Source organism: Sphingomonas sp. CFBP 13714 (genome assembly GCF_014842205.1).
GTDB classification, from domain to species: Bacteria; Pseudomonadota; Alphaproteobacteria; order Sphingomonadales; family Sphingomonadaceae; genus Sphingomonas; species Sphingomonas aerolata.
The window spans coordinates 432562-457406 of sequence record NZ_JACYVG010000003.1; the positions used below are offsets into that span (position 1 = coordinate 432562).

The window sequence follows — 24845 nt, forward strand, 5'->3', positions numbered from 1 at the left end:
TTCGGTAGACGCGGCCTTTTCCGCTTCAGATCGCGTGGGCGATCAGTAGCGATAGTGATCCGGCTTGAACGGGCCTTCGACGGGCACGCCGATGTAACCGGCCTGCTTCGGGGTAAGCTGCGACAGCTTCACGCCCAGCTTCTCGAGATGCAGCGCTGCGACCTTCTCGTCGAGATGCTTCGGCAGGACATAGACTTCGTTCTTGTAGTTCTCGCCCTTGGTCCAGAGCTCGATCTGCGCGAGCGTCTGGTTGGTGAACGAGGCCGACATCACGAACGACGGATGGCCGGTGGCGCAACCCAGGTTCACGAGGCGACCCTTCGCCAGGATGATGATCTGCTTGCCGTCCGGGAACTTCACCAGATCGGTGCCGGGCTTCACTTCGGTCCAGTCATAGTTCGACAGCGCGGCGATCTGGATCTCCGAGTCGAAGTGACCGATGTTGCAGACGATCGACATCGGCTTCATCGCCTTCATGTGATCGGCAGTGATGACGTCGGCATTGCCGGTCGCGGTGCAGAAGATGTCCGCACGCTTCACGGCGTCTTCCATCGTCACGACCTCGAAGCCCTCCATCGCCGCCTGCAGTGCGCAGATCGGATCGACTTCGGTGACCATCACGCGTGCGCCGCCGTTGCGGAGCGACTGGGCCGAACCCTTGCCGACGTCACCGAAACCGGCGACGCAGGCGACCTTGCCGGCGAGCATGACGTCGGTCGCGCGACGGATCGCGTCGACCAGTGATTCCTTGCAGCCGTAGAGATTGTCGAACTTCGACTTGGTGACCGAGTCGTTGACGTTGATCGCGGGGAACGGCAGCTCGCCCTTCTTGGCGATCTCGTACAGGCGGTGAACACCGGTCGTCGTCTCTTCCGAAACGCCCTTCAGGTTCTTGACGGTCTCGGTCAGATAGCCGGGGTTCTTTGCGACATACGCCTTCAGCGCACGCTGCATCTCGACCTCTTCCTCGTTCTCGGGCTCGGGCATCGTGTGGCCGGCCTCGAGCTTTGCACCCCAGAGTGCGAACATCGTCGCGTCGCCACCGTCATCGAGGATGATGTTGGCGGTCTGGCCCTCGACGTCGCGATCCCACGAGAAGATGTCGCCGACATAGTTCCAGTAGTCGGCGAGCGTCTCGCCCTTGATCGCGAACACCGGCACGCCCGACGCGGCGATCGCGGCGGCGGCATGGTCCTGCGTCGAGAAGATGTTGCACGTCGCCCAGCGGACGTCGGCGCCGAGTGCGGTCAGCGTCTCGATCAGCACCGCGGTCTGGATCGTCATGTGCAGCGAACCGGTGATGCGCGCGCCCTTGAGCGGCTGCGCTGCGCCGAATTCCTCGCGGAGCGACATCAGGCCCGGCATCTCGGTTTCGGCGATGTTGATCTCGGCGCGGCCGAAATCGGCAAGGCTGATGTCGGCTACGACGTAATCGGTCTTGCCGTCCGTCTTCTGGGGCGCGAGCGTGGTGGCCACGAGGATATCTCCTGGAAATCTTTGATCGGCGGGCCTCATGCCCGTGCCGGATGCAGGGCCGCATAGAGGAACGGGCCGCTCAAATCAAATATAAAGATATCTTTATATGATGCCCGAAACGGTCCTCGCCGCGCTAGAATGTCATCTTGACCCGCGGATGCGCGCGGCGATCGTCACGCCGTGCCGGTATCCGCCACCAGCAGCCGCGGGTCGACCCCGGCCCGCTCGAACGCCCTGCTCCAGCGCTCATCCGCGTTCGTGTCGAACACCAGATCGGCAGCGCCGGCGACGTTGAACCAGCCGGGACGTGCGAGTTCGCCCTCGATCTGCCCACTGTCCCATCCCGCATAGCCGAGCGCGACGACCCATTGCGACGGCCCCTTCCCCTCCGCGATCGCGCGGAGCACGTCGATCGTGCTCGACAAGGCCCAGAGCCCTGCGACCTCGATCGTGTCCTGCCCGCCCCAGTCGCACGAATGGATGACGAAGCCGCGGCGGGGTTCGACCGGCCCGCCGAAATGCACCGGGGCATTGGGCGCGTCACCGGGTGCGATCTCGAACTGTTCGAGCAGGTCGTGAAAGCCGAGACCGTCGACGGTGGCGCCGAGACCAATCCCGAGCGCGCCGTTTTCGTCATGACTGCACATCGCGATCACCGCGCGGGCGAACCGCGGATCGCTCATCCCCGGCATTGCCAGAAGGAGTTGCCCGGAAAGAAAAGCCGTCTTGTCCATGCCCTAGACCATAGCGTCGCGACGGCCCCGCCGCCACGCTTGAAATCGCGCGCCTCCCATACGAGGTACCGTCCGCCCGGGACGATCTCGCGGCGACAGGAGAATTTCCATGACGATCAGCGTCGGCGACCGGCTTCCCAACACCACTCTCGTCAAGGCTACCGCGGACGGCCCCGATCAGGTCGAGTCCGAGACCTTCTTCGCGGGCCGCAGGGTCGCGCTCTTCGCGGTCCCCGGCGCCTTCACCCCGACCTGCTCCGCCAAGCACCTGCCGGGCTTCGTCGAAAAGGAAGCCGCGCTGAAGGCCAAGGGCATCGACGAGGTCGCCTGCACATCGGTCAATGACGCGTTCGTGATGGACGCGTGGGGCAAGTCCGCCGGTGCCGGCGACATTACGTTGCTCGCGGACGGCAATGGCGATTTCGCCAAGGCGGTCGGGCTGACGATGGACGGCTCGGGTTTCGGCATGGGCACGCGCAGCCAGCGTTATTCGATGATCGTCAATGATGGCGTCGTCGAGCAGCTGAACGTCGAGGCCCCTGGCGAGTTCAAGGTCAGCTCTGCCGAGCATCTGCTCAGCGAGATCTGATCGCGTCGCGCGCCTGATTGAACGTCGCGCTCCGTCATCCTCGCGCACGCGGGAATGACGGAGTTGGCGTGGCACCCGCGCTAGTCTTGCCTCCGTAATCTCTCCCGCGTAACACTGGGCGATGACAATCGCATCCGACCTGGTCGCCGAACTCGACCGCCTCTACCGCGCCTCCGTTGCGCGGCTCCAGTCCGCTATGAGCGCCTATATCGCCGACGGCACCGTGCCCGATCCGGCAAGCCGCAGCGATGGCTCGTTCGCCTATCCCGAAATCCGGCTGATCTACAAAGGCGGCATCGACCGCCCCACGCCGCTCCGCTCGTTCGGGCGGATGGTGAATCCCGGGGAATACCGGATCAGCGTGACCAAGCCCGCGATCTTCGCCGACTATCTGACCGAACAGCTGACCCTGCTGATCGAAGACTATGACGTCGAGGTCGAGGCCGTCGAAGGGCGGCAGGAGATTCCCTTCCCCTATGTCATCGACCCCGGCCACGCGCTGAGCCTCGACGAGGTCTCCGCGACCGAGCTCGCACGATTCTTTCCCGCCACCGAGCTCGCGCATATCGGTGACGAGATCGCTGACGGGCTGTGGGTGGCGCAGGACGACACCCGTCCGCTCGCGCTGTTCGATGGCTTGCGCACCGATTTTAGTCTCGCACGGCTGCGCCATTACATGGGCACCCCTGCCGAACACGCGCAGCGCTTCGTATTGTTTACGAACTATCACCGCTATGTCGACGAATTCGTTCGCTGGGCCGGGACGCAGCTCGGTGAAGGCAGCCGGTTCACGACGCTGTCGGGCGCGGGCGGGATCACGATCACGTCAGGGGACGATATCGACAAGATCATCTCCGACAGCGCATGGCGGCGGCATCAGATGCCTGCCTATCACCTGATGGCGGACGACCGTACCGGGATCACGCTCGTCAACATCGGTGTCGGCCCGTCCAACGCCAAGACGATCTGCGACCATCTCGCGGTGCTGCGGCCTGAGGCCTGGCTGATGATCGGTCACTGCGGCGGCCTGCGTCCCAGCCAGCGGATCGGCGACTATGTGCTCGCGCATGCCTATCTGCGCGACGACCATGTCCTCGACGACGTGCTCCCGCCCGAAATCCCCGTCCCTGCGATCGCCGAGGTCCAGGTGGCGATGGCCAAGGCCGCCGAGATCGTCTCGGGCCAGTCGGGCGAGGACCTGAAGCGCCGACTGCGGACGGGGACGATCGTCACCACCGACGACCGCAACTGGGAGCTGCGCTATTCGAAATCGGCGCTGCGCTTCTCGCTGTCGCGCGCGGTCGGCATCGACATGGAATCAGCGACGATCGCCGCGCAGGGCTATCGCTTCCGCGTTCCCTACGGCACGCTGCTCTGCGTCTCGGACAAGCCGCTCCATGGCGAGCTGAAACTGCCGGGTCAGGCCAACCGCTTTTATGAACGCGCGATCAGCGAGCATCTACGGATCGGCATCGAGACCTGCGAGCAGCTTCGCCAGGAGGGTGCCAAGCTGCACAGCCGCAAGCTGCGGGCGTTCGATGAGCCGCCGTTCCGGTAAGGCCTACCGCGCGATTTTCGGAGCGCATCGCATGCCGATGCGTTACGCCCGCGGGATCATTTTGTGAGGGAGCATAGCCGTGGCCGACACCGACCCGCCTGAAACGGACGTCAAGAAGCCCGTCGTCACGCGCCGCCGCGCGCCGCGCAAGGCCAGTGCACCCAAGCCGGCAAAGCCAGTGGTTGCGTCGGCCGCGCCGGCACCCGACAAGCCGGCATCCGAAAAGGCGGTCCCCGTCTCGCGCAAGCCCAAACCCGCCCCCAAGCCGCGCTCGACCAAGCGCAGCACGCCGCGGCCGATATCGGCGCGCAAGACGCCGCCGCCCGTCGCCAAGCCGATCGACAAGGTCGGCGGCAAATGGGGTGCCGCGGCGATCGCGGGCGGCGTCGCGGTACTCGGCGCTGCCGCCGCGCTGCTGACGTTGCGCGGCAGCACGCCGAAGACGCCCAAACCCGCTGGCAAGCACGCGCATCAGGCGGACGGTACGGATTCGTCGAAGTCGTTCGAGGCAGGTATTGCCGACGAAGGGACGATCCCGGAATAATCGTCCCTTGCAGGCCGCGTGCTGCCACCACCCCGGCCTTCACCGGGGCGGTATGGCGAAGGCGCCGGCTAACCCCTCACTGTTCCCCCGCGGACGCGGGGGCCCAGCTAAAACCCAGGGCGCTCCCGTATCCCTGGATCCCCGCCTTCGCGGGGAAACAAGACCCAGTCGCTTACAGGCTCACCAGCCGGCCGGCTTGCCCTTGTTCTGCACGTCCAGCCACGCCCTGAGCGGCTTGAAATACTCGACCAGCGCCGCGCCCGACATCTCGCGGCTCCCCGTGAACACCTGCAACGCATCCGGCCAGGGCTTGGACTGCCCCATGCTCAGCATCGCGTTCAGCTTCGTGCCGACCGCCTTGTTGCCGTAGAACGAGCAGCGATGCAGCGGCCCCTTCCACCCCGACTGCTCGCACGCCGCCTTGTAGAACTGGAACTGCAGCACGCGCGCGAGGAAGTAGCGCGTGTAGGGCACCGCCGCCGGGATATGGTATTTCGCGCCCGCGTCGAACTTCGTCTCGTCGCGCGCGACCGGCGGCTTGATCCCCTGATATTGCAGCCGCATCTGGTCCCACGCCGCCTGATAGCCGGTCGTCGGGATCTGTCCCGAGAACACGCCCCAGCGCCATTTGTCGATCAGCAGCCCGAACGGCAGGAACGCGACCTTGTCCATCGCCTGACGCAGCAACAGGCCGATATCCTTGTCCGCGCTCGGCACGCGCGCCTGGTCGAGAAGTCCGATCTTCACCAGATAATCCGGCGTGATCGACAGCGCGACGGTATCCCCGATCGCCTCATGGAAGCCATCGTTCGCGCCGTTCTTGTAGAGCATCGGCTGCGCCTTGTAGGCACGCTGATAGTAATTGTGGCCGAGTTCATGGTGGATCGTGACGAAGTCGTCCGCACTCACCTTGGTGCACATCTTGATGCGGATATCGTCCTGGTTGTCGATATCCCAGGCCGAGGCATGGCAGATCACGTCGCGGTCCGCAGGCTTGGTGATCTGCGAACGCTTCCAGAAGGTCTCGGGGAGCGGCGCAAAGCCCAGCGACGAGTAGAACCCCTCGCCCTGCTTGACCATCTTCACCGCGTCATAGCCCTTGGCCTTCAGCAACTCGCCCGTGTCGAAGCCGAGATCGCCAGCCCCCTTGGGGGCGACGATGTCATAGATATTGCCCCATTCCTGCGCCCACATATTGCCGAGCAGATCGCTGCGGATCGGCCCGGTCTTCGCCTGGACCACGTCGCCATATTTCTCGTTGAGCTTCCACCGCGTATAGGTGTGCAGTGCCATGTAGAGCGGCTCAACCTCTTTCCAGATCTTGTCGGTCAGCGCGGCGAACTGCTCGGGGCTCATGTCGTAGCCCGACCGCCAGAGCGCGCCCACATCCTTGTAACCGAGCTCGCGCGCGCCCTCGTTCGAGATCGCGGTCATCTTGGCATAGTCGCCGCGCATCGGTGCGCCGACCGCGTCGTTCCAGCTCGTCCACATCTCCTGCAGCTTGGCGGGATCACGGCTCTCGCCCATCGCCGCTTCGATGTCGGAGCCGTTGATCGGCTTGCCGTCGAGCGTCCCCATGCCCTTGCCATAGGAGGACGACATCTTGGTCGTCAGCATCGACAGTTCGTCCGATGCGCCCGGCCGCGTCGGGGCGGGCAGCGTCAGCCCCCCGCGGAGCAGGTCGAGCTTGCGCTTGGTGTCGACCGACAGGCCCGGGACATTGGCGTATTTCGCCGCGCCCAGCGCATATTTCACGCCGAGATCGGTCATCTCCGCGCCCGACTTCGCCGCCAGCGCATCGGTATCGTCGGTGATGTAGGTCGCGTTCACCCACGCCACGCGCGAGGCGTCGACCGACTTGGCGGCAAAGACCTTTTCCGCCTCGGCGACGAACGCATCCGCCTGCGCGGCGGTCGGGCTGGGCACAGCAGCGGTGGCCTGAGCACCGGCCACCGACGGCACGGCGCACAGCGCGCCGGCGAGAGCAAACATCGAAACGCTGAACCGAACCATCATCATCCCCTTATCGTGAGGCCCTGATGGATGATCCGCCGCCGGATGGTCAACCCGCTAGCCACGCCCTCCCGTCATCGTGACGAAAGTCAGGACCCAGGGTTACCGGGGACGGCGCTGCTTGGCTGCGGGTCCTGACGTTCGTCAGGATGACGGGGGCTATTCAGCAAGAAAGTCCGCGATCGCCTGGCCAAGCTCGGGCTTCACCACCGCGCTCATATGCCCGCCCGGCGTCGCGACATAACGACCGTGCGGCAGGACTGCGGCGAGGTCCGGTGCCGACCCGTTATCCTCGTCCTCACCACCGCACACCACCAGCGCCGGCTGCTCGATCGCCTTTACCGCCTCGATCGGCGTGTCGGCGAACGTCTCGAGGATCCCGAGCAGTGCGACCGGATCGCCGCCCGTAGTCTTCAGGAACGCCTCGGCCAGCCACTCGGGCGTGCCCTGAACATGCTTGCCCAGATTGGTGAGGATATTGCGGAAATGCCCCGCGCGCCGCGACGTCTCGGTCAGCCCGGCGAGGCCCATTCCCGAAAAGATCACCCGCCTGGGGGTCGCGCCCGTCGCCAGCATCCGCGACGTCGTTCGCGCGCCCAGCGAATAGCCGCCGAGATCATAATCGGTGAGCCCGAGATGATCGACCAGCGCATGGCCGTCGAGCGTCAGCGCATCCGCGGGGTAGAATTCCAGCCCATGCGGCTTGCCGCTCTCGCCGTGCGCGCGCAGGTCGGGCATGATCACGCGGAACCCCTTGGCCGCGATCTTGGCGGCATGGCCGTAGCGGATCCAGTTGGTCTTCGCGTCGGAGAAATAGCCGTGGATCAGCACCACCGGCCGCCCCTCGCCGACCTCGCGCCACGCGATCCGCGTGCCGTCGAAGCTCTCGAAATACTGCGTCTCGGTCGGGGAATATGCCACTGATCCAGATCCCTATAATCCTAGGATGTTGCCGCCCCCGTCCGACACACGACACCGTGCTGTCAACCGCCACGAAGAGACGCGCTCCGAGGAGTATCCGCGACCCACCGCTACGTCATCCTGACGAAAGTCAGGATCCAGAGCCACGGATGCCGCGCTTGGTATCCTGGATCCTGACTTTCGTCAGGATGACGAACGCCCATCGTTATGGCCCTGCCGCACGACGCGATCACAAAAAGGGGTAGTGTGACACGCAAACTCCTTTAGCTAAGGGACAAGGATTGCGTCGAACGATCCATTGAGGATGCGCGAAGGGCCCGACCAAGGACCCGCAATGCCGCCATCTGCCGACGCCACCCTGCCCTCAGCCACCCTTCCCCTGGGACGCCCGCACAGTATCGCGGAGGATTTCTACGCGCTCGTCATCGGCTGCATCCTGCTGGTGATCGGGCTGGTCTTCCTGAAGGCGGCAGGGCTCGTCACCGGCGGGATCGCCGGGATCGCGCTGCTGCTGTCCTATCTGGTGCCCTTGCCGACCGGTGTCCTGTTCACGCTGATCAACCTGCCCTTCTTTCTGTTCGCGCATTACGCGATGGGCCGCCGCTTCGCGATCAAGACGATGCTGGTGAATGCCGGGATCGCCGCCTTCTCGACCTTCGCGAGCGGATCGATGCACGTCGACCAGATGCACCCGTTCTTTGCCGCGATCGTCGGCGGCACGGTGATCGGGCTCGGCATCCTCGTCCTCGCGCGGCATCAGGCCGGGGTCGGCGGCACCGGGGTCGTGACGCTGTGGCTTCAGCGCACGCGTGGCTGGAATGCGGGCCGCACGCAAATCGCGCTCGACGTGGTAATCCTAGCCGCCGCGATCCCTGTCGTCAGCGCGGGTCAGTTCGGCTGGTCGGTCCTAAGCGCGGCCGCGATCAGCCTCATCCTGATCGCTTGGCACCGCCCGGGCCGCTATATCGGCCACTGATCGCCACCGGCCTTCTTCGTCATCCCCGGCCCGACCCGGAACCCAGAGTATCTCGGGCGACAGCTATGGCCCTGGGTCCCGGGTCGAGCCCGGGATGACGGGAGGGCGGCACAGCCTCCCCCCAGATCAGTCCCTTACGCGTCCTTCTTCAGATGCCGTCGCCCGAGCAGCTCGGCGATCTGCACCGCGTTCAGCGCCGCGCCCTTGCGCAGATTATCCGACACGCACCACAGGTTGATGCCGTTCTCGACGGTCGAATCCTCGCGCACGCGGCTGATGAAGGTCGCGAACTCGCCGACGCATTCGATCGGCGTGATGTAGCCGCCATCCTCGCGCTTATCGATCAGCATGACCCCGGGCGCCTCGCGCAGGATGTTCTGCGCCTCCTCGGCCGAAATCTCGTTCTCGAACTCGATGTTGATCGCTTCCGAATGGCCGACGAACACCGGCACGCGGACGCAGGTCGCGGTGACCTTGATCTTCGGGTCGAGAATCTTCTTGGTCTCGACCACCATCTTCCACTCTTCCTTGGTCGACCCGTCGTCGAGGAAGCTGTCGATGTGCGGGATCACGTTGAACGCGATCTGCTTGGTGAACTTCTTGGCCTCGGCCGGGTCACCGACGAAGATGTTCCGGCTCTGCTCGAACAGCTCGTCCATGCCCTGCTTGCCCGCGCCCGACACCGACTGATAGGTCGCGACGACGACGCGCGTGATCTTGGCGGCGTCATGCAGCGGCTTGAGCGCGACGACCATCTGCGCGGTCGAGCAGTTCGGGTTGGCAATGATGTTGCGGACCTTGTAGCCGTCGATCGCGTCCGCATTCACTTCGGGCACGATCAGCGGCACGTCCGGATCCATCCGGTACAGCGACGAATTGTCGATCACGGTGCAGCCCGCCGCAGCGAACTTGGGCGCATAAACCGCAGTCGCCTCCGACCCGATCGCGAACAGCGCCATGTCCCAGCCGGTGGGGTCGAAATTCTCGATATTCTGGCATTTGATCTGCTTGCCGGTGTCACCGAAATCGACCATCTCGCCCTGGCTGCGCGACGATGCGACGCAGGCGATCTCGTCCGCCGGAAATTCACGCTCCGCCAGGATGTTGAGCATTTCGCGCCCGACATTGCCGGTCGCCCCTGCGACCACGATCCGATAACCCATTATGTCGTCCCTTGATGCCGCCGCGAGCCGATCGCGACATTGCTGATTTTCATCCGGGCGCGTCCGTATACGTCTCCGGCGCGCCCTGCCAGATAACTTTATTTCGTCGCGGGCAAGCTTGTCCCCTCGCCGGGAACCGGTTTGTTCTTCACCGTCCGGTCGAGGAAGTTCAGGATCGTCCCCCAGACATGCTCGCTGATCCCCGGCCCGGCGACGCGGTGCGTATAGCCCGGGTAGAACATCATCTCGAACGGCGTCGCAGTCGCCTGCATCTTGGCCGCGACCTTGGTCGAATTGTCGAGGAACACGTTATCGTCCGCCATGCCGTGGATCAGCAGAAGCGGATCCTTGATCAGCGCCGCATCCTCGACCGCGGCCGACGTCGCATAGCTCGCCGGATCGGTCTTGGGATCGCCCAGATACCGCTCGGTATAATGCGTGTCGTAGAGCTGCCAGTCGGTGACCGGCGCGCCCGAGACTGCGGCGGCATAGACTCCCGGCGTCTTCTCCAGCATCTTCAGCGACATGTACCCGCCATAGGACCAGCCATAGGTCGCGATCTTGCTCGGCTCGACGAACGGCAGCGTCTTCAGATACTCCGCCCCGGCCAGCTGGTCCTCGACCTCGACCGTGCCCATCGCGTGATAGATCGCGTCCTCGAACTTCTTACCGCGGTTGTAGGAGCCGCGATTGTCGATCTGGAAGAAGATCCAGCCCTGATCGACCAGATATTGCGGCAGCGGCCCCTGCCAGCCGCGCGTGACCTGCTGGCCGGTGCCCGGGCCGCCATAATGCTGGAAGAAGACGGGATATTTCTTGCCCGGCTCGATCGGCGGGGTGATCATCTCGTAATAGAGCGTCGTGCCGTCCTTGGCCTTCAGCGTGCCGAACTTGGTCTGCTGATGGCTGGCGGCATAGGGATGATAGGGATGCCCCTCCTTCACCGCATTCTCGTTGATCCACGAAATCCGCTTGCCGGTCGCATCCGCCAGATAGACCTGGGTCGGCTGTGACGGGTTCGAGCGCGAGACGATGAACCGCGTGCCGGCACCGTCCATCGACGCGCTGTTCCACCAGCCGCTCTCGGTCAGCTTGGTGATCGCGTTCGGCTTGGCGATATCGACCGAATAGAGCTGCTGCTCCAGCACGTCGTCCTTGTTGCCCGTGAAGAACAACCGCCCCTTGGCCTGGTCGACGCCGACCAGCCCGGTCACGACCCAATCGCCCTTGGTCAGCTGCGTCCAGCGGCCTGCCGCGAACCGGTAGAGATGGCCATAGCCGCTGCGCTCCGACCGCCAGATCAGGCTGCCGTCCTTCAGCACGCGGTAGGCGTCCGACAGGTTCAGCCAGCTCTTCACCCCCGACTTCTCCGTGAACAGGATCGTCGACTTGCCCGTTGCCGGGTCGACGCGCAGCATCTCGAGCAGCTTCTGGTCGCGGCTCTGGCGCTGGACGAGCAGCATCGTCCCGTCGGGCGTCCAGTCGACCCGCGCGAGATAGATGTCGGGATTGGTGCCCAGATCGACCTTCACCTGGCCCGACCCGTCGGGCTTCATCACGTACAGGTCGACCAGTGCGTTGGGCGTGCCCGCGGCGGGATAGCGCTGATCATAGACCTTGGTCCCCGTCGCGCCGATCGAGGCACGCGTGAAGATGCGCACCGGCGCCTCGTCGAACCGCTCGACCGCGACATAGCGCTCGTCGGGCGACCACCAATAGCCCGTGCGGCGATCCATTTCCTCCTGCGCGACGAACTCCGCCTCACCGAAATGGACGGTGCCGCCGCCGCCCTTGGTGACCGCGCGCGCCTCGCCACCCGCAAGCGGCTGGACGACGAGATTCTGGTCGCGGACATAGGATACGAACCCGCCCTTCGGGCTGATCACGGGGTTCAGCTGGCCACCCGGTGCATCGGTCAGCCGCCGGACCTTGCCGTCGAGCGTCGCAATGTACAGGTCGCCGTCGAGCGGCACGAGGATCGACTTGCCATCGGGCGCCCAGTCATAGGCGACGATACCCTTCGACCCGGCGATCCGCGCGCGCTCACGCTGCATCTTTTCGGCTTCGCTCAGCTCGGCGCCGCTGCCTACACTCTTCGAATCGACGAGCATCCGCTCCTGGCCCGTGGCGGTATCGACCGCCCAGAGATCGAACCGCTCCTTCTCGTCCGCCCGGTTGCGCAGCGAGGTCAACAGCGCACCGTCGGGCGACAGCCGTACCGCGCGCGGCTGCGGGCCCGACAGGTCGGGATTGCCGAACACCCGCGCCAGCGTCAGATCGCCGGCCGGGGCTGCAGCCGCCATGGGAGCCGCAGCCGGATCGCTCGGCGTGGCAACGCCGTCGGCGGCGCCTGCCGTTTGCGCGGACGCGCCGTCAGCAGCCATCGCGGCGGTTCCGACCGAAGCAAGTGCAAGCCCAAGCAACCATGTACGCATCCTATAGTCTCCGATGGACGGGCTCCAGCGCGGTGCCGGTGCCGCGCGCGTTATCGCGGCGCGTCCCGCCCCCGTAAAGCCGTAAACCCCGCGTGATGCGCTCGCCCGCGGCCAAGCCGTCAAGCCCAGGCCGACCGGACCCGCCGGCGGATGGTTAGCAGCCGGTTAACGTCATGTGCACGCGGTCTTTACACGTGACGTGCAAGGACCTGCGATCGGACGTCCGCACGCATATGGCGCGCGGGCATCCCAGACATGACCGGGGACTAATGGCTTCGACGACGGCATCCATTGACGAAACACGGCCCGGCGCCTGGGACGTCGTCGCGCGCCTTGGCGCCGTCGACGGTGCTGTCGCGCACCCTCACGCGACGCGACTGATCCAATCCGCCCCCGCCCAGCGCAACCTGTCGGATGCGGTGCATGCGTTCTGCGACGTCTATGGACGGCACCCCGGGATGATCGACGACGCCTTGCTGCGTGGCGCACAGTTGGGTTCGCTGCCCTGGCTCGAAACCGCAGCGACCGGGTTCGCGATCGAACGCGGCTATCTCGCCCAGCTGACCGCAGCCGTAGGGCCGTTGCCCTCGACACCGGGTCAGGCGGCGACCGAGGCCGCCCTCGCCGGCGTGCGCAACGCGCTGGAGATCCTGTCCGGTTCGGAGCGCGCCGGTTGCGCCACGGGGGCGGTGGCCGCGCTGCTCCACGACTGGGCGGTGACGCGCGATGTGCTCGACCTTGCCGCGACCCGCTTCGGCATCGTCGCGCCGCCGCGCGCGCTCCCGCCCGCTGACGTCAGCGCCAAGGCGCTGGCGACGCTGGGTGCGACGCCTGGTACACGGCGCGCCATCACCTTCGGGGCGCAGCAGCTCTACGCCCAGCATCGCGGCCTCTGGTCGCTGCTCGAAGCCCGCGCCAGCGCGCGCGGCGATCTCTGAACGGATTGCACTCGCAGCCTAGGCCAGTATCGTAGCAACTCCCCGGGCAACCTCTGAAAACAACGTCTTGAACTGCGCCTCGGTCGGCGTGCCGCCGCGCGTGTAGACACTGATCATAATCGGCGTGTCGGGATCGCGCCACAACAGCCCGATGTCGCCGGCCGCGTCCTTGCCGTTGTTCCCCGTCTTGTTGCGGATTGCCCATCCGCGCGGCAGACCGGCCCGCAACCGCGCGGCGCCGGTCCGGCATTGCCGGAGCCACAGCATGAGCAGCGCGCGCGACGAGGGCGACAATACCGGACCACGTGTCAGCCGTCCGATCGTCGACGCCATCGCCCTCGGCGTCGTCGTGTTGCGGAACCCACCCGGTGGCGTACGGTTCAGGAACGGCTCGATATCGTCCAGCCGACTGACATCGTCGCCGAGACCCCGCCAATAGGCCGTCAACGCGGCGGGCCCGCCAACTTGCCTCAACAGGATATTGGCGCAGCTATTGTCGCTTTGCTCGACGGCTGCCTGACACATCTCGCCGAGCGACATCTCGCCCCGCGCCAGATTCTGCCGGGCGACGGGCGCGTGCCAGTCCTGAAGGTCGGCAGGAACGAGCGCGATCCTGTCCGCAAGCCGGGCCCGGCCGCGATCGACCCGGCTGAGCACGCACGCGGCGAGCGACGCCTTGAACGTGCTGCACATGACGAACCGCTCATCGGCACGCCAGGCGATCGCCCTCCCCGTCATCAGGTTGCGCGCGTAGAGCCCGACATGGCCGCCGCTCGCGGTCTCATAGTCGGCGACGCCAGGCGGAGGAGCCTCGCTGCGTGCGAAGGCCGGACGCGTGACGAGCGTTGCGGAAACGCCTGACAGGACGGCCCGCCTGTTCAGCATGATGATCGTGATGCCTCCTCCAGCCGCGCCGTTTCGCCGCGCGATCGTTCCGTACACCGTCCGGGCCTTGCCACGAACCCCGATCGCTGTCGGTGTCGCCATCGTCCGGGTTGCGTCGGATACCCAACAGCTTCTATCCGTACCGGGAATTCGATTCTGACGGGAATGGGCATGAAGCGCTTCGAAGGCACGCAGAGCTATGTCGCGACCGACGACCTCAAGGTCGCGGTGAATGCCGCGGTGACGTTACGCCGCCCGCTGCTCATCAAGGGTGAACCCGGCACCGGCAAGACCGTGCTCGCCTATGAGATCGCCAAGGCGCTCGGCGCGCCATTGATAGAATGGAACATCAAGTCGACGACCAAGGCGCAGCAGGGGCTGTACGAATATGACGCGGTCGCCCGCCTGCGCGACGGCCAGCTCGGCGACGAGCGCGTCCACGAAATCGGCAATTATATCCGCAAGGGCAAGCTCTGGGAGGCGTTCACCCAGCCGGCACCGCCCGTCCTGCTGATCGACGAGATCGACAAGGCCGATATCGAGTTCCCGAACGATCTGCTGCAGGAACTCGATCGGATGGAATTCCACGTCTACGAGACCAAAGAAACCGTCCGCGCGGTCGAGCGCCCGATCGTCATCATTACCAGCAACAACGAGAAGGAACTGCCCGACGCGTTCCTGCGGCGCTGCTTCTTCCACTATATCAAGTTTCCCGACCGCGAGACGATGCAGGCGATCGTCGACGTCCATTTCCCCGGGATCCAGCGCATGCTCGTATCGCGCGCGATGGATCTGTTCTACGACGTCCGCGACGTCCCCGGCCTCAAGAAAAAGCCCTCGACCTCCGAACTGCTCGACTGGCTCAAGCTGCTGCTGCACGAGGACATGCCGCTCGAGACGCTGCAGAACCGCGATCCGACCAAGGCGATCCCGCCGCTGCACGGCGCACTGCTGAAGAACGAACAGGACGTGATGCTGTTCGAACGCTTAGCCTTCATGGCCAAGCGGCAGAAGAACCAGGGGTAGCTTCGGGAGCGACGAGACAGCAGCGGCCGGAACGGTCGGCTGGAGCGACGCTGAACATGCGGCCTTAACCAGTTGCGCGCTATTGCTCCGGAGGTGCGTCACCACCTGTCCCTCCCCGCGGCATACGCTCTGCTTGCGATCCTGGGCGTCGCAGTCTGGGTCCGGATCCTATCGGCCCATGGCGGGCTGTGGGTCGACGAGGCGTGGTCTGCGGTGCTGGTGGCGAGGGCGGACACATCCTGGGCCGTGTTCACCTCGATCAACCACGACAACAACCACCATCTGAACAGCCTGTGGATGCACGCGGTCGGCTATGCCGCGCCGCCGCTGGCCCTGCGTGCGCTGTCGATCGTCACCGGCGCCGCCACGGTGCTGGTCGTCGCTGCGATCGGTGCGCGGCGCTCCACGGCGCATGCGCTGGTCGGCGCGGCGCTGTTCGCGCTGTCGCCGATCCTGGTCAATTATGGCAGCGAAGCGCGCGGCTATGCGCCGATGCTGCTCTGCGCGCTGGGCGCGATCCTGGTCGCCGCCCACTGGCTCGACGACCCCGCCCCTTCGCCCCGCCATGCGCCGGGGCTGCTCGCGCTGCTGACCATTCTCGGACACCTGTCACAATTGACGATGCTGTTCTTCGTCGTTGCAATCGCCGGCTGGGTCGCGCTGACGCTGCGCCAGCGGGTTGCCACAGGGACGGCCGCTGCGATGACCGCGCGGCTGATGCTGCCGAGCGTCGTTGCCGTCATGCTCGTCTTCACGCTGGTCTTCGGCGCCGCCGCCGCAAGCCCCGGCGGCATGCAGGTCGGCGACTATGTGCCCTTCTCGTTCGCCAGCCTGGTCAGCGCGCTGCAGGTCATGCTGGCGACGACGCTCGGTGCATCCGCCTTGCCACGTTGGTGGATCGCGGTCCTCGCGCTCACACTATGCGTCGCCGCAATGGTCGCCGTCGCGCATCGACGCCCCATGGCGTGGCTGGCAATGCTCGCAATTGCGGGGCTGCCGATCGCCCTCGCCACGCTTCACGTCGCCAATACGGGAATGCCGCGCTACTTCCTGCTCTCAAGCGTGGCTGTACTGCTGCTCCTGACCGACCTGATCGCCACCGCGCTGACGAAAGGCCCGCGGTCAAGGATGCTGGCCGCGCTCGCCCTCACCCTCCTCGCGATCGGCATGGTCCACGACATCGCGCAGGACATTAAGCGACGACGCGGCGATATCGATGCCGCCATCGCCCGCGTCCGCATCGAAGCACCGGGCGGCGCGCGCGTTCATGTCGATCACCTTCAGCCGGTTGCCCCGCTTCGGGTCGCCGCCTCAGCGGCGCGCTATCCGCTCGTGCTGACAAGCGACTGCCGACCTGTGCAATTCGTCTTCGTCGATCTCGACGACGGCGGCGCAGCGACGGCCACGACGCGACGCTGCGGACGCGTCTATACGCTTCGGACCATGCGCCGCCGGGGGATGCTGTCGGGAACCGACTGGGCGCTTTACGGACTACCGCGCGCGCGCAACGCCTTGTCGACTAATCCATATTGAGGCTGGCGCATCGTCATGCCATTAACCACAGGCGGCAACATGGCGGTCATGGGACGGCCTTTAGGATCACGGGATGAATCGCTTCAGTCGCGCCCTTCTCTCCGCTGTCCTCACGATCGGCGCGGGGTCCGCTGCACAGGCATCGCTGCTCGACTATGTCGGCCAGTGCGTTCCGTTTGCGCGAGCGGCCTCGGGGATCGAGATCTATGGCGATGCCTGGACATGGTGGCGTCAGGCCGATGGCCGGTACGAGCGGACGCACCGACCAAAGACGGGCTCCGTCATCGTCTTCGCCAAGACGGCCCGCCTGCCGATGGGGCATGTCGCGGTCATCAGCCGCGTCGTCGAGAAGCGCGTCGTGATGCTGACCCATGCCAATTGGTCGCGCCAGAACGGCGAACGCGGTCATGCCGAACAGGACGTCACGCTGTTCGACGTCTCGCCAGCCAATGACTGGAGCCGCGTCAAGGTCTGGTACAAGGATGTCGACGGCCTCGGCGGCGGCATCTACCCCGTCTACGGCTTCATCCACGGCGATGCGCGACCCGCGGCCGAACTGACCAGTCGCAATCCCGATTATGTCGGCGCGCTGATCGACGCATACGTCCCGGGCAGCTGACCGCGCATACCCGATCCTCGACTCGCCCCTCGACTTCGCGGGGCTGGAGAGGCAGGATAGGGCGATGTTTCTCAATTTTCTCGACGAGCTGCGTAGCGCGGGCATCCCGGCCAGCCTCAAGGAGCATCTGCTCCTGCTCGAGGCGCTCGACGCCGAGGTGATCGAGCGGACGCCCGAGGAATTCTACTACCTCTCCCGCGCGGTCTATGTGAAGGACGAGGGGATGCTCGACCGCTTCGACCAGGTCTTCGCCAAGGTCTTCCGCGGCCTCGCCACGAGCTATGGCACGACGCCGACCGACATCCCCGAGGATTGGCTGAAGGCGGTCGCCGAGAAATTCCTCACCCCGGACGAGATGGCCGCGATCCAGTCGCTGGGCTCGTGGGACGAGATCATGGAGACGCTCAAGAAGCGGCTCGAGGAACAGCAGGGACGCCATCAGGGCGGCAACAAATGGGTCGGTACCGGCGGCACCTCCCCCTACGGCAATGGCGGCTACAACCCCGAAGGCGTGCGCATCGGCGGCGAGAGCCGGCACAAGCGCGCGCTGAAGGTCTGGGACCAGCGTGAGTTCCGCAATCTCGACAACACCCGCGAACTCGGCACGCGAAACATCAAGATCGCGCTGCGACGCCTGCGCCGGTTCGCACGCGACGGCGCCGCGGACGAACTCGACATCGACGGCACGATCGCCGGCACCGCGCGCCAGGGCTATCTCGACATCGTCATGCGCGCCGAACGCCGCAATGCGATCAAGATGCTGCTGTTCCTCGATGTCGGGGGATCGATGGATCCCTTCGTCAAGCTCTGCGAAGAGCTCTTCTCCGCCGCGACCACCGAATTCAAGAACCTCGAATTCTATTATTTCCACAATTGCCCGTATGAAGGTGTGTGGAAGGACAACACGCGCCGCTTTGCCGAGCGCACGCCCTTGTGGGACGTGCTCCACAAGTTCGGCCATGATTACAAACTGGTGCTGGTCGGTGACGCATCGATGAGCCCGTACGAGATCACCCATCCCGGCGGCTCGGTCGAGCATTTCAACGAGGAGCCGGGCGCAGTCTGGATGCAGCGCCTGACGACGACCTATCCGTCTGCGGCATGGCTCAACCCCGTGCCCGAGGCGCAATGGGGCTATTCGCAATCGGTACGCATCATGCGCGAATTGATGACCGACCGCATGTACCCGCTGACTCTCGCCGGTCTCGACGACGCGATGCGTGAGCTTACCCGCAAGCGCTAAGGCCCCGCCTGCGCGATCCCGTAACGGAACCGTCATGGACCCGGTCGGTTTACCGTGCATCATCCCTGTGCGAGGAATAGCTTATGTCGTCGATCCCGAATTCTGCCATGCCGCATGCCAAGGTCAAGCATGACGACGACGCCGCGCCGGCTCCCGCCGCCAAGGGCGACTGGATGGACGATGCGACGGACGCGGCAAAGGCCGGCATCGCCACCGCCACCGACGCGGTGAAGTCGCACCCGAAGACCGCGATCGCGGTCGGCGCCACGCTGGTCGCCGGCATTGCTGCTGCGATCGCCGCACCTGCGCTCCGCGCAAAGGACGCACCGGAAAAGAAGACTCCGCCAAAGCCCGCGCCCAAGAAGCCCGGCAAGCCGAAGAAGTCCCACTAATCGAAATGCATGGCCCGCCGACAAAGGCGGGCCATCACCTCTGGCATGTTCAGTGGCCTTAAACCGCGTGGACGACCCCGCCAGCCATCGCCGCCGGCACCCCCGTCGTTCCTGGAAAACTGATCGGCAGCCCGCGGAGCGTCCGCACCGCCATATAGGCGAACCCTTCCGCCTCCAGCGCATCGCCGTTCCACCCGAGCGCGTCGGTCGCCTCAACGCCCAGCCCGGTCGCCGCGGCGATCATGGCCAGCATCGTCGGATTATGACGTCCACCGCCCGCGACCAGCAGCCGCATGGGTCGCGCGGGCAGATGCCGGACCGCATCCGCGACCGTCGCTGCGGTAAATGCGGTCAGCGTTGCCGCGCCATCCGCCGCCGACAGCCCGCGTGCCGGCTGTATGGTAAAGTCATTCCGATCGAGCGACTTGGGCGGGGGTGCATCGAAGAACGGGTGATCGAGCATCGCCGTCAGTACCGTCTCGTCGACGCGCCCCGCCGCCGCCAGCGCGCCCCCCTTGTCGTAGCGCGCGCCCGTCTCCGCCTCGACCCAACTGTCGATCAGGCCGTTCGCCGGCCCCGTATCGAACGCGACCAGCGAGTCGTTGCCATTTGTCGCGCCGGGAATGAAGGTGATGTTGCCGACCCCGCCCAGGTTCAGTACCGCGACCGGCCCGTCGAGCGTGGACGCCAGCGCCGCATGATAGACCGGCAGCAGTGGCGCGCCCTGCCCCCCCGCCGCCACATCGGCCGACCGGAAATCGGATACCGTCGTGATCCCCGTGGCGCGTGCCATCGCCGCGCCGTCGCCGATCTGCCAGGTCCAGCCCCGATCGGGTCGATGCGCGATCGTCTGTCCGTGAAACCCGATCACGTCTACTTCCGCTGCGGCGACACCGGCATCCGCCAGCAGCTTGTGCACTGCGAAGACATGCGTACGCGTGATGAGATCGCCCGCGGCGACGATCGGCGGACTAGCGCGCGGCCGATCGAACGTCAGCGCCATACGTGTCGCGTCGGACAGTTCCGCGCGCGCCGCATCCGAAAAGGGCTCCCCACGGAACGCGATGGGGCGGACCATCGCCTCGCCATCGGTCTCGATCAGCGCGGCGTCGATCCCGTCGAGCGACGTCCCCGACATCAATCCAATCGCCAGCATTTTGGGTCCCTTTCCCTGTCCTCAGACCCGGCCATGACGGATCGCATCTCGACCGCCTAGAAAAAACCGAACTTTGCGCCTATGTGCGCGGCTCCCATGGCAACCATACTCCCCACTCCGCCCAAGATCGGCATGGTCTCGCTCGGCTGTCCGAAGAACCTCGTCGACAGCGAGCGGATTCTCACGCAGCTGCGCGGTGACGGCTATCAGATGTCGCCCGACTATGCCGGTGCCGACGTTGTCCTCGTCAATACCTGCGGCTTTCTCGATTCGGCGAAGGAGGAAAGCCTCGAGGCGATCGGCGAAGCCATCGCCGAGAACGGCCGTGTCATCGTCACCGGCTGCATGGGCAAGGAAGCCGAGGCGATCCGTGCGCGCTTCCCGCAGGTGCTCGCGATCACCGGTGCGCATGAATATGAGCAGGTCGTCGGCGCGGTCCACGAAGCCGCCCCGATGCCGCCGTCCGCGTTCCTCAACCTGATCCCGGATGCCGGGCTCAAGCTGACGCCGCGCCACTACAGCTATCTGAAGATCTCGGAAGGCTGCAACCATCGCTGCTCCTTCTGCATCATTCCGAGCCTGCGCGGCGATCTCGTCAGCCGTCGTCCCGACGCGATCCTGCGCGAAGCCGAAAAGCTCGTCGCCGCGGGCACGAAGGAGCTGCTGGTCATCAGCCAGGACACGTCGGCCTACGGCGTCGACCTACGCCACTCGGTCTGGCCGCTGAAGGGTGGCGGCGAGGTTCGTGCGCACATGACCGATCTCGCGCGCGAACTCGGCAAGATCGCGCCGTGGGTGCGGCTGCATTACGTCTACCCCTATCCGCACGTCGACCACGTCATCCCGCTGATGGCGGAGGGCCTCGTGCTGCCGTATCTCGACATTCCGTTCCAGCATGCCGCGCCAGCGGTGCTGCGCCGGATGAAGCGCCCTGGCAATGATGCCAAGGTGCTCCAGCGCATTCACAAATGGCGTGAGATCGCGCCCGACATCACGATTCGCTCGACCTTCGTCGTCGGCTTCCCCGGCGAGACCGAGGAGGATTTTCAGTATCTGCTCGACTGGCTCGACGAGGCGCAGCTCGACCGCGTCGGCGCGTTCCGGTTCGAACCGGTCGAGGGCGCGGCGGCCAACCTGCTGCCGGACCATGTGCCCGAGGAGCTCAAGGAAGAGCGCTACGCCCGGATCATGGAAAAGACCGCGGCGATTTCCGCGGCCAAGTTGCAGGCCAAGATCGGCCGGACGCTCGACGTGATCATCGACGTGGTCGACGACGAGGGGGCGACGGGTCGCTCACAGGCGGATGCGCCCGAGATCGACGGCGAGGTCTTCCTGCGCGATGCGGGTCACCTGACGGTCGGCGATATCGTACCCGTGACGATCGAGGATGCCGACGACCATGATCTGTACGGCGTGCCGGTCTGACGCGCCTGCGTCGGTCTTGACGCAACGATACTACCCCAAGGTGCAGGCGAAAATACCTGCACCTTGGGGCACACGCGTTCAGACGACGTTGCGACCGGTGAACAGCTTCACGAGCACCACGATCACCGCGATCACCAGCAGGATGTGGATCAACCCGCCCGCGACGTGAAAGGCGAAACCGGCAAGCCAGAGGACGAGCAAGATGACGGCGATGGTCCAGAGCATGGCAGTTCCCAATCTGTTGTGATGACGTGATCGATGCCGCTGAAACGTCCCCGCGCTCGAGCGTGTTCCGCCGTTTAACCTGATATGGGTTAAGCTCCTCAGCTGGCTCGACATTAAGTTGCGGCGTTGCGCCGACACCCGCCTTCTGCTTCGATGCCCCCATGCTGTTTCGCCTGTTCACGCTCGCCGCGCTCGCGCTTCCTCTCCCAGCCATCGCCCAGTCGCTCACGCCTGCGGAAAGCGCGCAGATCGATACGCTCGTCGCCGGTTCGCTCCGCGATACGGGCGTTCCCTCCGCGTCGATCGCGATCGTGCGCGGCGGGCGGATCGTGTTCGCCAAAGCCTATGGCAAGCCGTCCGAAACGATCGCGCGCGCGGATCCGGCGCTGCCCTATCAGATCGCGTCGATCTCGAAGCAATTCACCGCCGCCGCGATCCTGCTGCTCGAGGATGAGGGCCGGCTGAGCCTCGACGATACGGTCGCGAAATATGTCCCCGGCGTCACCGGTGGCGACCGCATCACGATCCGCCAGTTGCTCAGCCACACCTCGGGGCTGCAGGACTATTGGCCGCAGGATTACAGCTTTGCGGCAATGGCCACCCCCGTCACGCCGCAGCAGATCGTCGATCGCTGGGGGAAGAAGCCGCTCGATTTCGAGCCGGGCACGCAGTGGCAATATTCCAACACGGGCTATGTCGTCGCGGGCCTGATCGTCGAGAAGGTCGCGAAACAACCGCTGCTCGACTTCCTGCAGCAGCGCATCTTCACGCCGCTCGACATTCGCGCGCTCGATCAGGACAAGGCGATCGGCAGGGGCTTTCCGCAAGGCTATGGCCGTTTCGCGCTCGGGCCCGTCCGTCCCGAGACGCCGAGTGCGCCCGGCTGGCTGTACGCCGCGGGCGAGCTGTCGACGAGTGCGCGGGACCTGGCCAAATGGGACGTCGCGCGCCTTACACGAACCACGCTGCCCGCGGACGACTGGGTGGCGCAGGAGACCCCGGTCAGGCTCGTCGACGGATCGACCAATGGCTATGGCCTCGGCGTCTCGACCGGCACAACCAACGGCCGTCGCTATGTCGAGCACAGCGGCGAGGCGGTCGGCTTCCTGTCCGAGAACATCGTGTATCCCGACGAACAGGCGGCGATCGTCGTGCTGACCAACAGCTGGTTCAGCGATGCCGTCGGCCGGATCTCGAGCGGGATCGCGAAGATCGTCCTGCCACCCGCCGCCGCGAACGCAGAAGATGCCGCCGCCCTGCCCAGGGCACGCGCAGTCTACGATCAGCTCCGCACCGGCACGCTCGACCGTAGCCGCCTGACCGAGGACGCCAATTTCTATTTCAAGCCGGTCGCGCTCGCGGACTATAAGTCGAGCCTCGGCGCGCTCGGCGAACCGACTGGTTTTGCGCAAACCGGCCGCGCCCGCTTGCGCGGCGGCTTCGTCAACCGCACCTATCGCATCACCTATCCCGACCGCACGCTGTCGCTCAGCACCTATGCCGAACCCGGCGCGAACGGCCGGTACGAACAATTCCTCGTGGCTCCCTCTCAGTAACTGGCACGCAATGACCGATTTCGCTTCCCTGCTTCAGCCCGACCGCGGCCAGCCCGCCACGCCGATCCACGTCGTCCGTCCGGAGGAGTTTGCGAGCTGGCTCGGTGCTCAGCCGCCGCGCATCCGCACCGCGATCGCGGCGCATGGCCTGACCGGCAAGCCGGGTGACCGCGCCGTGCTCCCCGGCGACGCCTCCGACACATGGTCGATGCTGCTCGTCTGTGACGAGGCGATGTCGTCGCCGTGGCGGATCGCTTCGCTCGGTGCCTCGCTTCCCGCGGACACCTACCGCCTCGCAGAGGGCGACGTGGGGGGTGCCGGACTTGGCTGGATGCTCGCACAGCATCAGTTCGATCGCTATCGCAAGCCCGCCCGCAAGCCCGCACGCGTGTTGCTGACGAGCGAGGTCGCATCGATCGAGCCGACGATCCGTCTTGCCGAGGCGACCGCGATGGTCCGTGACCTCGTCAACACCGGCGCATCGGATCTCGGCCCCGCCGAACTCGAGGCGGCGGTCGAGACGCTTGCCGCCCGGCATGGCGCAACCGTCACGACGACGCGCGGCGACGCGCTCGCCAGCGGCTATCCGATGATCCACGCGGTCGGCCAGGCAGCATCGGAGGCACGCGCGCCCCGGCTGATCGAGCTTGAATGGGGCAACCCCACGCACCCGCGCGTCGCGCTGGTCGGCAAGGGCGTCTGCTTCGATTCGGGCGGCCTCGACATCAAGCCGTCGGCGGGCATGCGGCTGATGAAGAAGGACATGGGCGGCGCTGCGCACACGCTCGCCCTGGCCGGGCTGGTGATGGGGGCGAAGCTCCCCGTCCGACTCCACCTGCTCATTCCCGCGGTCGAGAACGCGATTGCCGGCAATGCCTTCCGCCCGGGCGACGTGCTCGACACGCGACAGGGCATGACGGTCGAGAATACCAATACCGATGCCGAGGGGCGGCTCGTCCTCGGCGACGCGCTGACGCGCGCGGTCGAGCACCGGCCCGCGCTGATCCTCGACTTCGCCACGCTGACGGGCGCGGCGCGGGTCGCGCTCGGCCCTGATCTACCGCCGCTGTTCACCGACGACGAGACGCTCGCAGCCGAGCTGATCGACGCCAGCCACGCACAGGCCGACCCGCTCTGGCGGATGCCGTTGTGGAACGGGTATGACGACATGCTCAAGTCGGACATCGCCGATCTGGTCAACGCGCCCGACGGGGGTTTTGCCGGCGCGATCACCGCGGCGCTGTTCCTGCGCCGCTTCGTGCCGCCGGGCATTGCCTGGGCGCATCTCGACGTGTTCGCCTGGCGCCCGACTGCGAAGCCCGGCCGCCCCAAGGGGGGCGAGGCCTATGCCCTGCGCGCCGCCTTCGCGATGCTGAGCACGCGGTACGGCACCCCCTGACCAAAGGCCTGACGCGGCACGCCCGACGATAGGGCGTGC

Annotated in this window: 22 protein-coding genes; 13 read left to right on the forward strand and 9 right to left on the reverse strand. The window is 65.8% G+C overall.

Annotated elements, in window-relative coordinates; translation table 11 throughout:
- Positions 1 to 42 precede the first annotated feature (42 nt).
- Together ahcY and IFT54_RS09760 are read right to left on the reverse strand one after the other, a co-directional pair.
- Complete coding sequence (gene ahcY / locus IFT54_RS09755) at positions 43 to 1476, reverse strand: adenosylhomocysteinase (protein ID WP_037530116.1); 1434 nt, start codon at positions 1474 to 1476, stop codon at positions 43 to 45.
- A gap of 173 nt (positions 1477 to 1649) precedes the next feature.
- A complete protein-coding gene (locus IFT54_RS09760; RefSeq protein WP_056407654.1) occupies positions 1650 to 2210 on the reverse strand; it encodes a YqgE/AlgH family protein in 561 nt (186 codons plus the stop codon).
- A gap of 109 nt (positions 2211 to 2319) precedes the next feature.
- Here IFT54_RS09760 and IFT54_RS09765 point away from each other — a divergent pair, with 109 nt between their 5' ends.
- The 3 genes from IFT54_RS09765 to IFT54_RS20455 all read left to right on the forward strand — a co-directional run bounded on the left by IFT54_RS09765 (position 2320) and on the right by IFT54_RS20455 (position 4901).
- Entirely contained in the window at positions 2320 to 2799 is a 480-nt protein-coding gene (locus IFT54_RS09765) for a peroxiredoxin (RefSeq protein WP_031394784.1), read from the forward strand.
- Between the two features lie 121 nt (positions 2800 to 2920).
- Entirely contained in the window at positions 2921 to 4357 is a 1437-nt protein-coding gene (locus tag IFT54_RS09770; RefSeq protein WP_166747879.1) for an AMP nucleosidase, read from the forward strand.
- Positions 4358 to 4436: 79 nt separating this feature from the next.
- Positions 4437 to 4901, forward strand: a complete 465-nt coding sequence (locus IFT54_RS20455) for a hypothetical protein (protein ID WP_192070467.1) — start codon at positions 4437 to 4439, stop codon at positions 4899 to 4901.
- A 180-nt stretch (positions 4902 to 5081) separates the two neighbouring features.
- On the opposite strand, the gene IFT54_RS09780 is transcribed toward IFT54_RS20455, so the two are convergent.
- Positions 5082 to 6914 (reverse strand): M2 family metallopeptidase, encoded by a 1833-nt coding sequence (locus IFT54_RS09780; protein ID WP_192070560.1) that lies wholly within the window; start codon positions 6912 to 6914, stop codon positions 5082 to 5084.
- Positions 6915 to 7073: 159 nt separating this feature from the next.
- Positions 7074 to 7835 (reverse strand): alpha/beta fold hydrolase, encoded by a 762-nt coding sequence (locus tag IFT54_RS09785; RefSeq protein ID WP_192070468.1) that lies wholly within the window; start codon positions 7833 to 7835, stop codon positions 7074 to 7076.
- 334 nt (positions 7836 to 8169) lie between these two features.
- Between IFT54_RS09785 and IFT54_RS09790 the strand changes: the two genes are divergently transcribed.
- A complete protein-coding gene (locus tag IFT54_RS09790) occupies positions 8170 to 8811 on the forward strand; it encodes a YitT family protein (RefSeq protein ID WP_192070469.1) in 642 nt (213 codons plus the stop codon).
- 134 nt (positions 8812 to 8945) lie between these two features.
- On the opposite strand, the gene IFT54_RS09795 is transcribed toward IFT54_RS09790, so the two are convergent.
- Positions 8946 to 9974 (reverse strand): aspartate-semialdehyde dehydrogenase, encoded by a 1029-nt coding sequence (locus IFT54_RS09795; RefSeq protein WP_031394463.1) that lies wholly within the window; start codon positions 9972 to 9974, stop codon positions 8946 to 8948.
- A gap of 98 nt (positions 9975 to 10072) precedes the next feature.
- The gene (locus tag IFT54_RS09800; protein WP_244648818.1) at positions 10073 to 12277 is read right to left on the reverse strand and encodes a S9 family peptidase; all 2205 of its coding nucleotides are present in this window, start codon (positions 12275 to 12277) and stop codon (positions 10073 to 10075) included.
- 401 nt (positions 12278 to 12678) lie between these two features.
- Between IFT54_RS09800 and IFT54_RS09805 the strand changes: the two genes are divergently transcribed.
- Positions 12679 to 13347, forward strand: coding sequence for a DUF6975 family protein (locus tag IFT54_RS09805; RefSeq protein WP_192008601.1), 669 nt, complete (start codon positions 12679 to 12681; stop codon positions 13345 to 13347).
- An 18-nt stretch (positions 13348 to 13365) separates the two neighbouring features.
- Here IFT54_RS09805 and bla read toward each other — a convergent pair whose 3' ends face one another.
- Positions 13366 to 14334, reverse strand: a complete 969-nt coding sequence (gene bla, locus IFT54_RS09810) for a class A beta-lactamase (protein WP_244648775.1) — start codon at positions 14332 to 14334, stop codon at positions 13366 to 13368.
- Between the two features lie 69 nt (positions 14335 to 14403).
- Between bla and IFT54_RS09815 the strand changes: the two genes are divergently transcribed.
- The 5 genes from IFT54_RS09815 (at position 14404) to IFT54_RS09835 (ending at position 19045) form a co-directional block, all read left to right on the forward strand.
- Positions 14404 to 15258, forward strand: a complete 855-nt coding sequence (locus tag IFT54_RS09815) for an AAA family ATPase (protein WP_166747874.1) — start codon at positions 14404 to 14406, stop codon at positions 15256 to 15258.
- Between the two features lie 93 nt (positions 15259 to 15351).
- Complete coding sequence (locus tag IFT54_RS09820) at positions 15352 to 16791, forward strand: hypothetical protein (RefSeq protein ID WP_192070471.1); 1440 nt, start codon at positions 15352 to 15354, stop codon at positions 16789 to 16791.
- 73 nt (positions 16792 to 16864) lie between these two features.
- Positions 16865 to 17410, forward strand: coding sequence for a CHAP domain-containing protein (locus IFT54_RS09825; protein WP_031394952.1), 546 nt, complete (start codon positions 16865 to 16867; stop codon positions 17408 to 17410).
- Between the two features lie 64 nt (positions 17411 to 17474).
- A complete protein-coding gene (locus tag IFT54_RS09830) occupies positions 17475 to 18653 on the forward strand; it encodes a vWA domain-containing protein (RefSeq protein ID WP_031394953.1) in 1179 nt (392 codons plus the stop codon).
- 83 nt (positions 18654 to 18736) lie between these two features.
- Positions 18737 to 19045: a hypothetical protein gene (locus IFT54_RS09835; RefSeq protein ID WP_192070472.1), complete on the forward strand. Its 309-nt coding sequence runs from the start codon at positions 18737 to 18739 to the stop codon at positions 19043 to 19045.
- A gap of 58 nt (positions 19046 to 19103) precedes the next feature.
- On the opposite strand, the gene IFT54_RS09840 is transcribed toward IFT54_RS09835, so the two are convergent.
- On the reverse strand, positions 19104 to 20201 hold the full coding sequence (locus IFT54_RS09840; RefSeq protein ID WP_192070473.1) for an anhydro-N-acetylmuramic acid kinase: 1098 nt from the start codon (positions 20199 to 20201) through the stop codon (positions 19104 to 19106).
- Between the two features lie 96 nt (positions 20202 to 20297).
- Between IFT54_RS09840 and rimO the strand changes: the two genes are divergently transcribed.
- A complete protein-coding gene (gene rimO, locus IFT54_RS09845; RefSeq protein WP_107933027.1) occupies positions 20298 to 21626 on the forward strand; it encodes a 30S ribosomal protein S12 methylthiotransferase RimO in 1329 nt (442 codons plus the stop codon).
- Between the two features lie 78 nt (positions 21627 to 21704).
- On the opposite strand, the gene IFT54_RS09850 is transcribed toward rimO, so the two are convergent.
- Positions 21705 to 21851, reverse strand: a complete 147-nt coding sequence (locus IFT54_RS09850) for a lmo0937 family membrane protein (RefSeq protein ID WP_107045915.1) — start codon at positions 21849 to 21851, stop codon at positions 21705 to 21707.
- A 161-nt stretch (positions 21852 to 22012) separates the two neighbouring features.
- Between IFT54_RS09850 and IFT54_RS09855 the strand changes: the two genes are divergently transcribed.
- Entirely contained in the window at positions 22013 to 23407 is a 1395-nt protein-coding gene (locus IFT54_RS09855) for a serine hydrolase domain-containing protein (RefSeq protein WP_192070474.1), read from the forward strand.
- A gap of 10 nt (positions 23408 to 23417) precedes the next feature.
- Complete coding sequence (locus IFT54_RS09860; protein WP_192070475.1) at positions 23418 to 24806, forward strand: leucyl aminopeptidase family protein; 1389 nt, start codon at positions 23418 to 23420, stop codon at positions 24804 to 24806.
- The last annotated feature ends 39 nt before the right edge of the window (positions 24807 to 24845 follow it).

Coding starts and splice junctions, on each gene's coding strand:
- IFT54_RS09760 (WP_056407654.1), bottom strand. CDS start 2,210: ATGGACAAGACGGCTTTTCTTTCCGGGCAACTCCTTCTGGCAATGCCG.
- IFT54_RS09765 (WP_031394784.1), top strand. CDS start 2,320: ATGACGATCAGCGTCGGCGACCGGCTTCCCAACACCACTCTCGTCAAG.
- IFT54_RS09770 (WP_166747879.1), top strand. CDS start 2,921: ATGACAATCGCATCCGACCTGGTCGCCGAACTCGACCGCCTCTACCGC.
- IFT54_RS09780 (WP_192070560.1), bottom strand. CDS start 6,914: ATGGTTCGGTTCAGCGTTTCGATGTTTGCTCTCGCCGGCGCGCTGTGC.
- IFT54_RS09790 (WP_192070469.1), top strand. CDS start 8,170: ATGCCGCCATCTGCCGACGCCACCCTGCCCTCAGCCACCCTTCCCCTG.
- IFT54_RS09795 (WP_031394463.1), bottom strand. CDS start 9,974: ATGGGTTATCGGATCGTGGTCGCAGGGGCGACCGGCAATGTCGGGCGC.
- IFT54_RS09800 (WP_244648818.1), bottom strand. CDS start 12,277: ATGGCGGCTGCAGCCCCGGCCGGCGATCTGACGCTGGCGCGGGTGTTC.
- IFT54_RS09805 (WP_192008601.1), top strand. CDS start 12,679: ATGGCTTCGACGACGGCATCCATTGACGAAACACGGCCCGGCGCCTGG.
- bla (WP_244648775.1), bottom strand. CDS start 14,334: ATGGCGACACCGACAGCGATCGGGGTTCGTGGCAAGGCCCGGACGGTG.
- IFT54_RS09815 (WP_166747874.1), top strand. CDS start 14,404: ATGAAGCGCTTCGAAGGCACGCAGAGCTATGTCGCGACCGACGACCTC.
- IFT54_RS09825 (WP_031394952.1), top strand. CDS start 16,865: ATGAATCGCTTCAGTCGCGCCCTTCTCTCCGCTGTCCTCACGATCGGC.
- IFT54_RS09830 (WP_031394953.1), top strand. CDS start 17,475: ATGTTTCTCAATTTTCTCGACGAGCTGCGTAGCGCGGGCATCCCGGCC.
- IFT54_RS09835 (WP_192070472.1), top strand. CDS start 18,737: ATGTCGTCGATCCCGAATTCTGCCATGCCGCATGCCAAGGTCAAGCAT.
- IFT54_RS09840 (WP_192070473.1), bottom strand. CDS start 20,201: ATGCTGGCGATTGGATTGATGTCGGGGACGTCGCTCGACGGGATCGAC.
- rimO (WP_107933027.1), top strand. CDS start 20,298: ATGGCAACCATACTCCCCACTCCGCCCAAGATCGGCATGGTCTCGCTC.
- IFT54_RS09850 (WP_107045915.1), bottom strand. CDS start 21,851: ATGCTCTGGACCATCGCCGTCATCTTGCTCGTCCTCTGGCTTGCCGGT.
- IFT54_RS09855 (WP_192070474.1), top strand. CDS start 22,013: ATGCTGTTTCGCCTGTTCACGCTCGCCGCGCTCGCGCTTCCTCTCCCA.
- IFT54_RS09860 (WP_192070475.1), top strand. CDS start 23,418: ATGACCGATTTCGCTTCCCTGCTTCAGCCCGACCGCGGCCAGCCCGCC.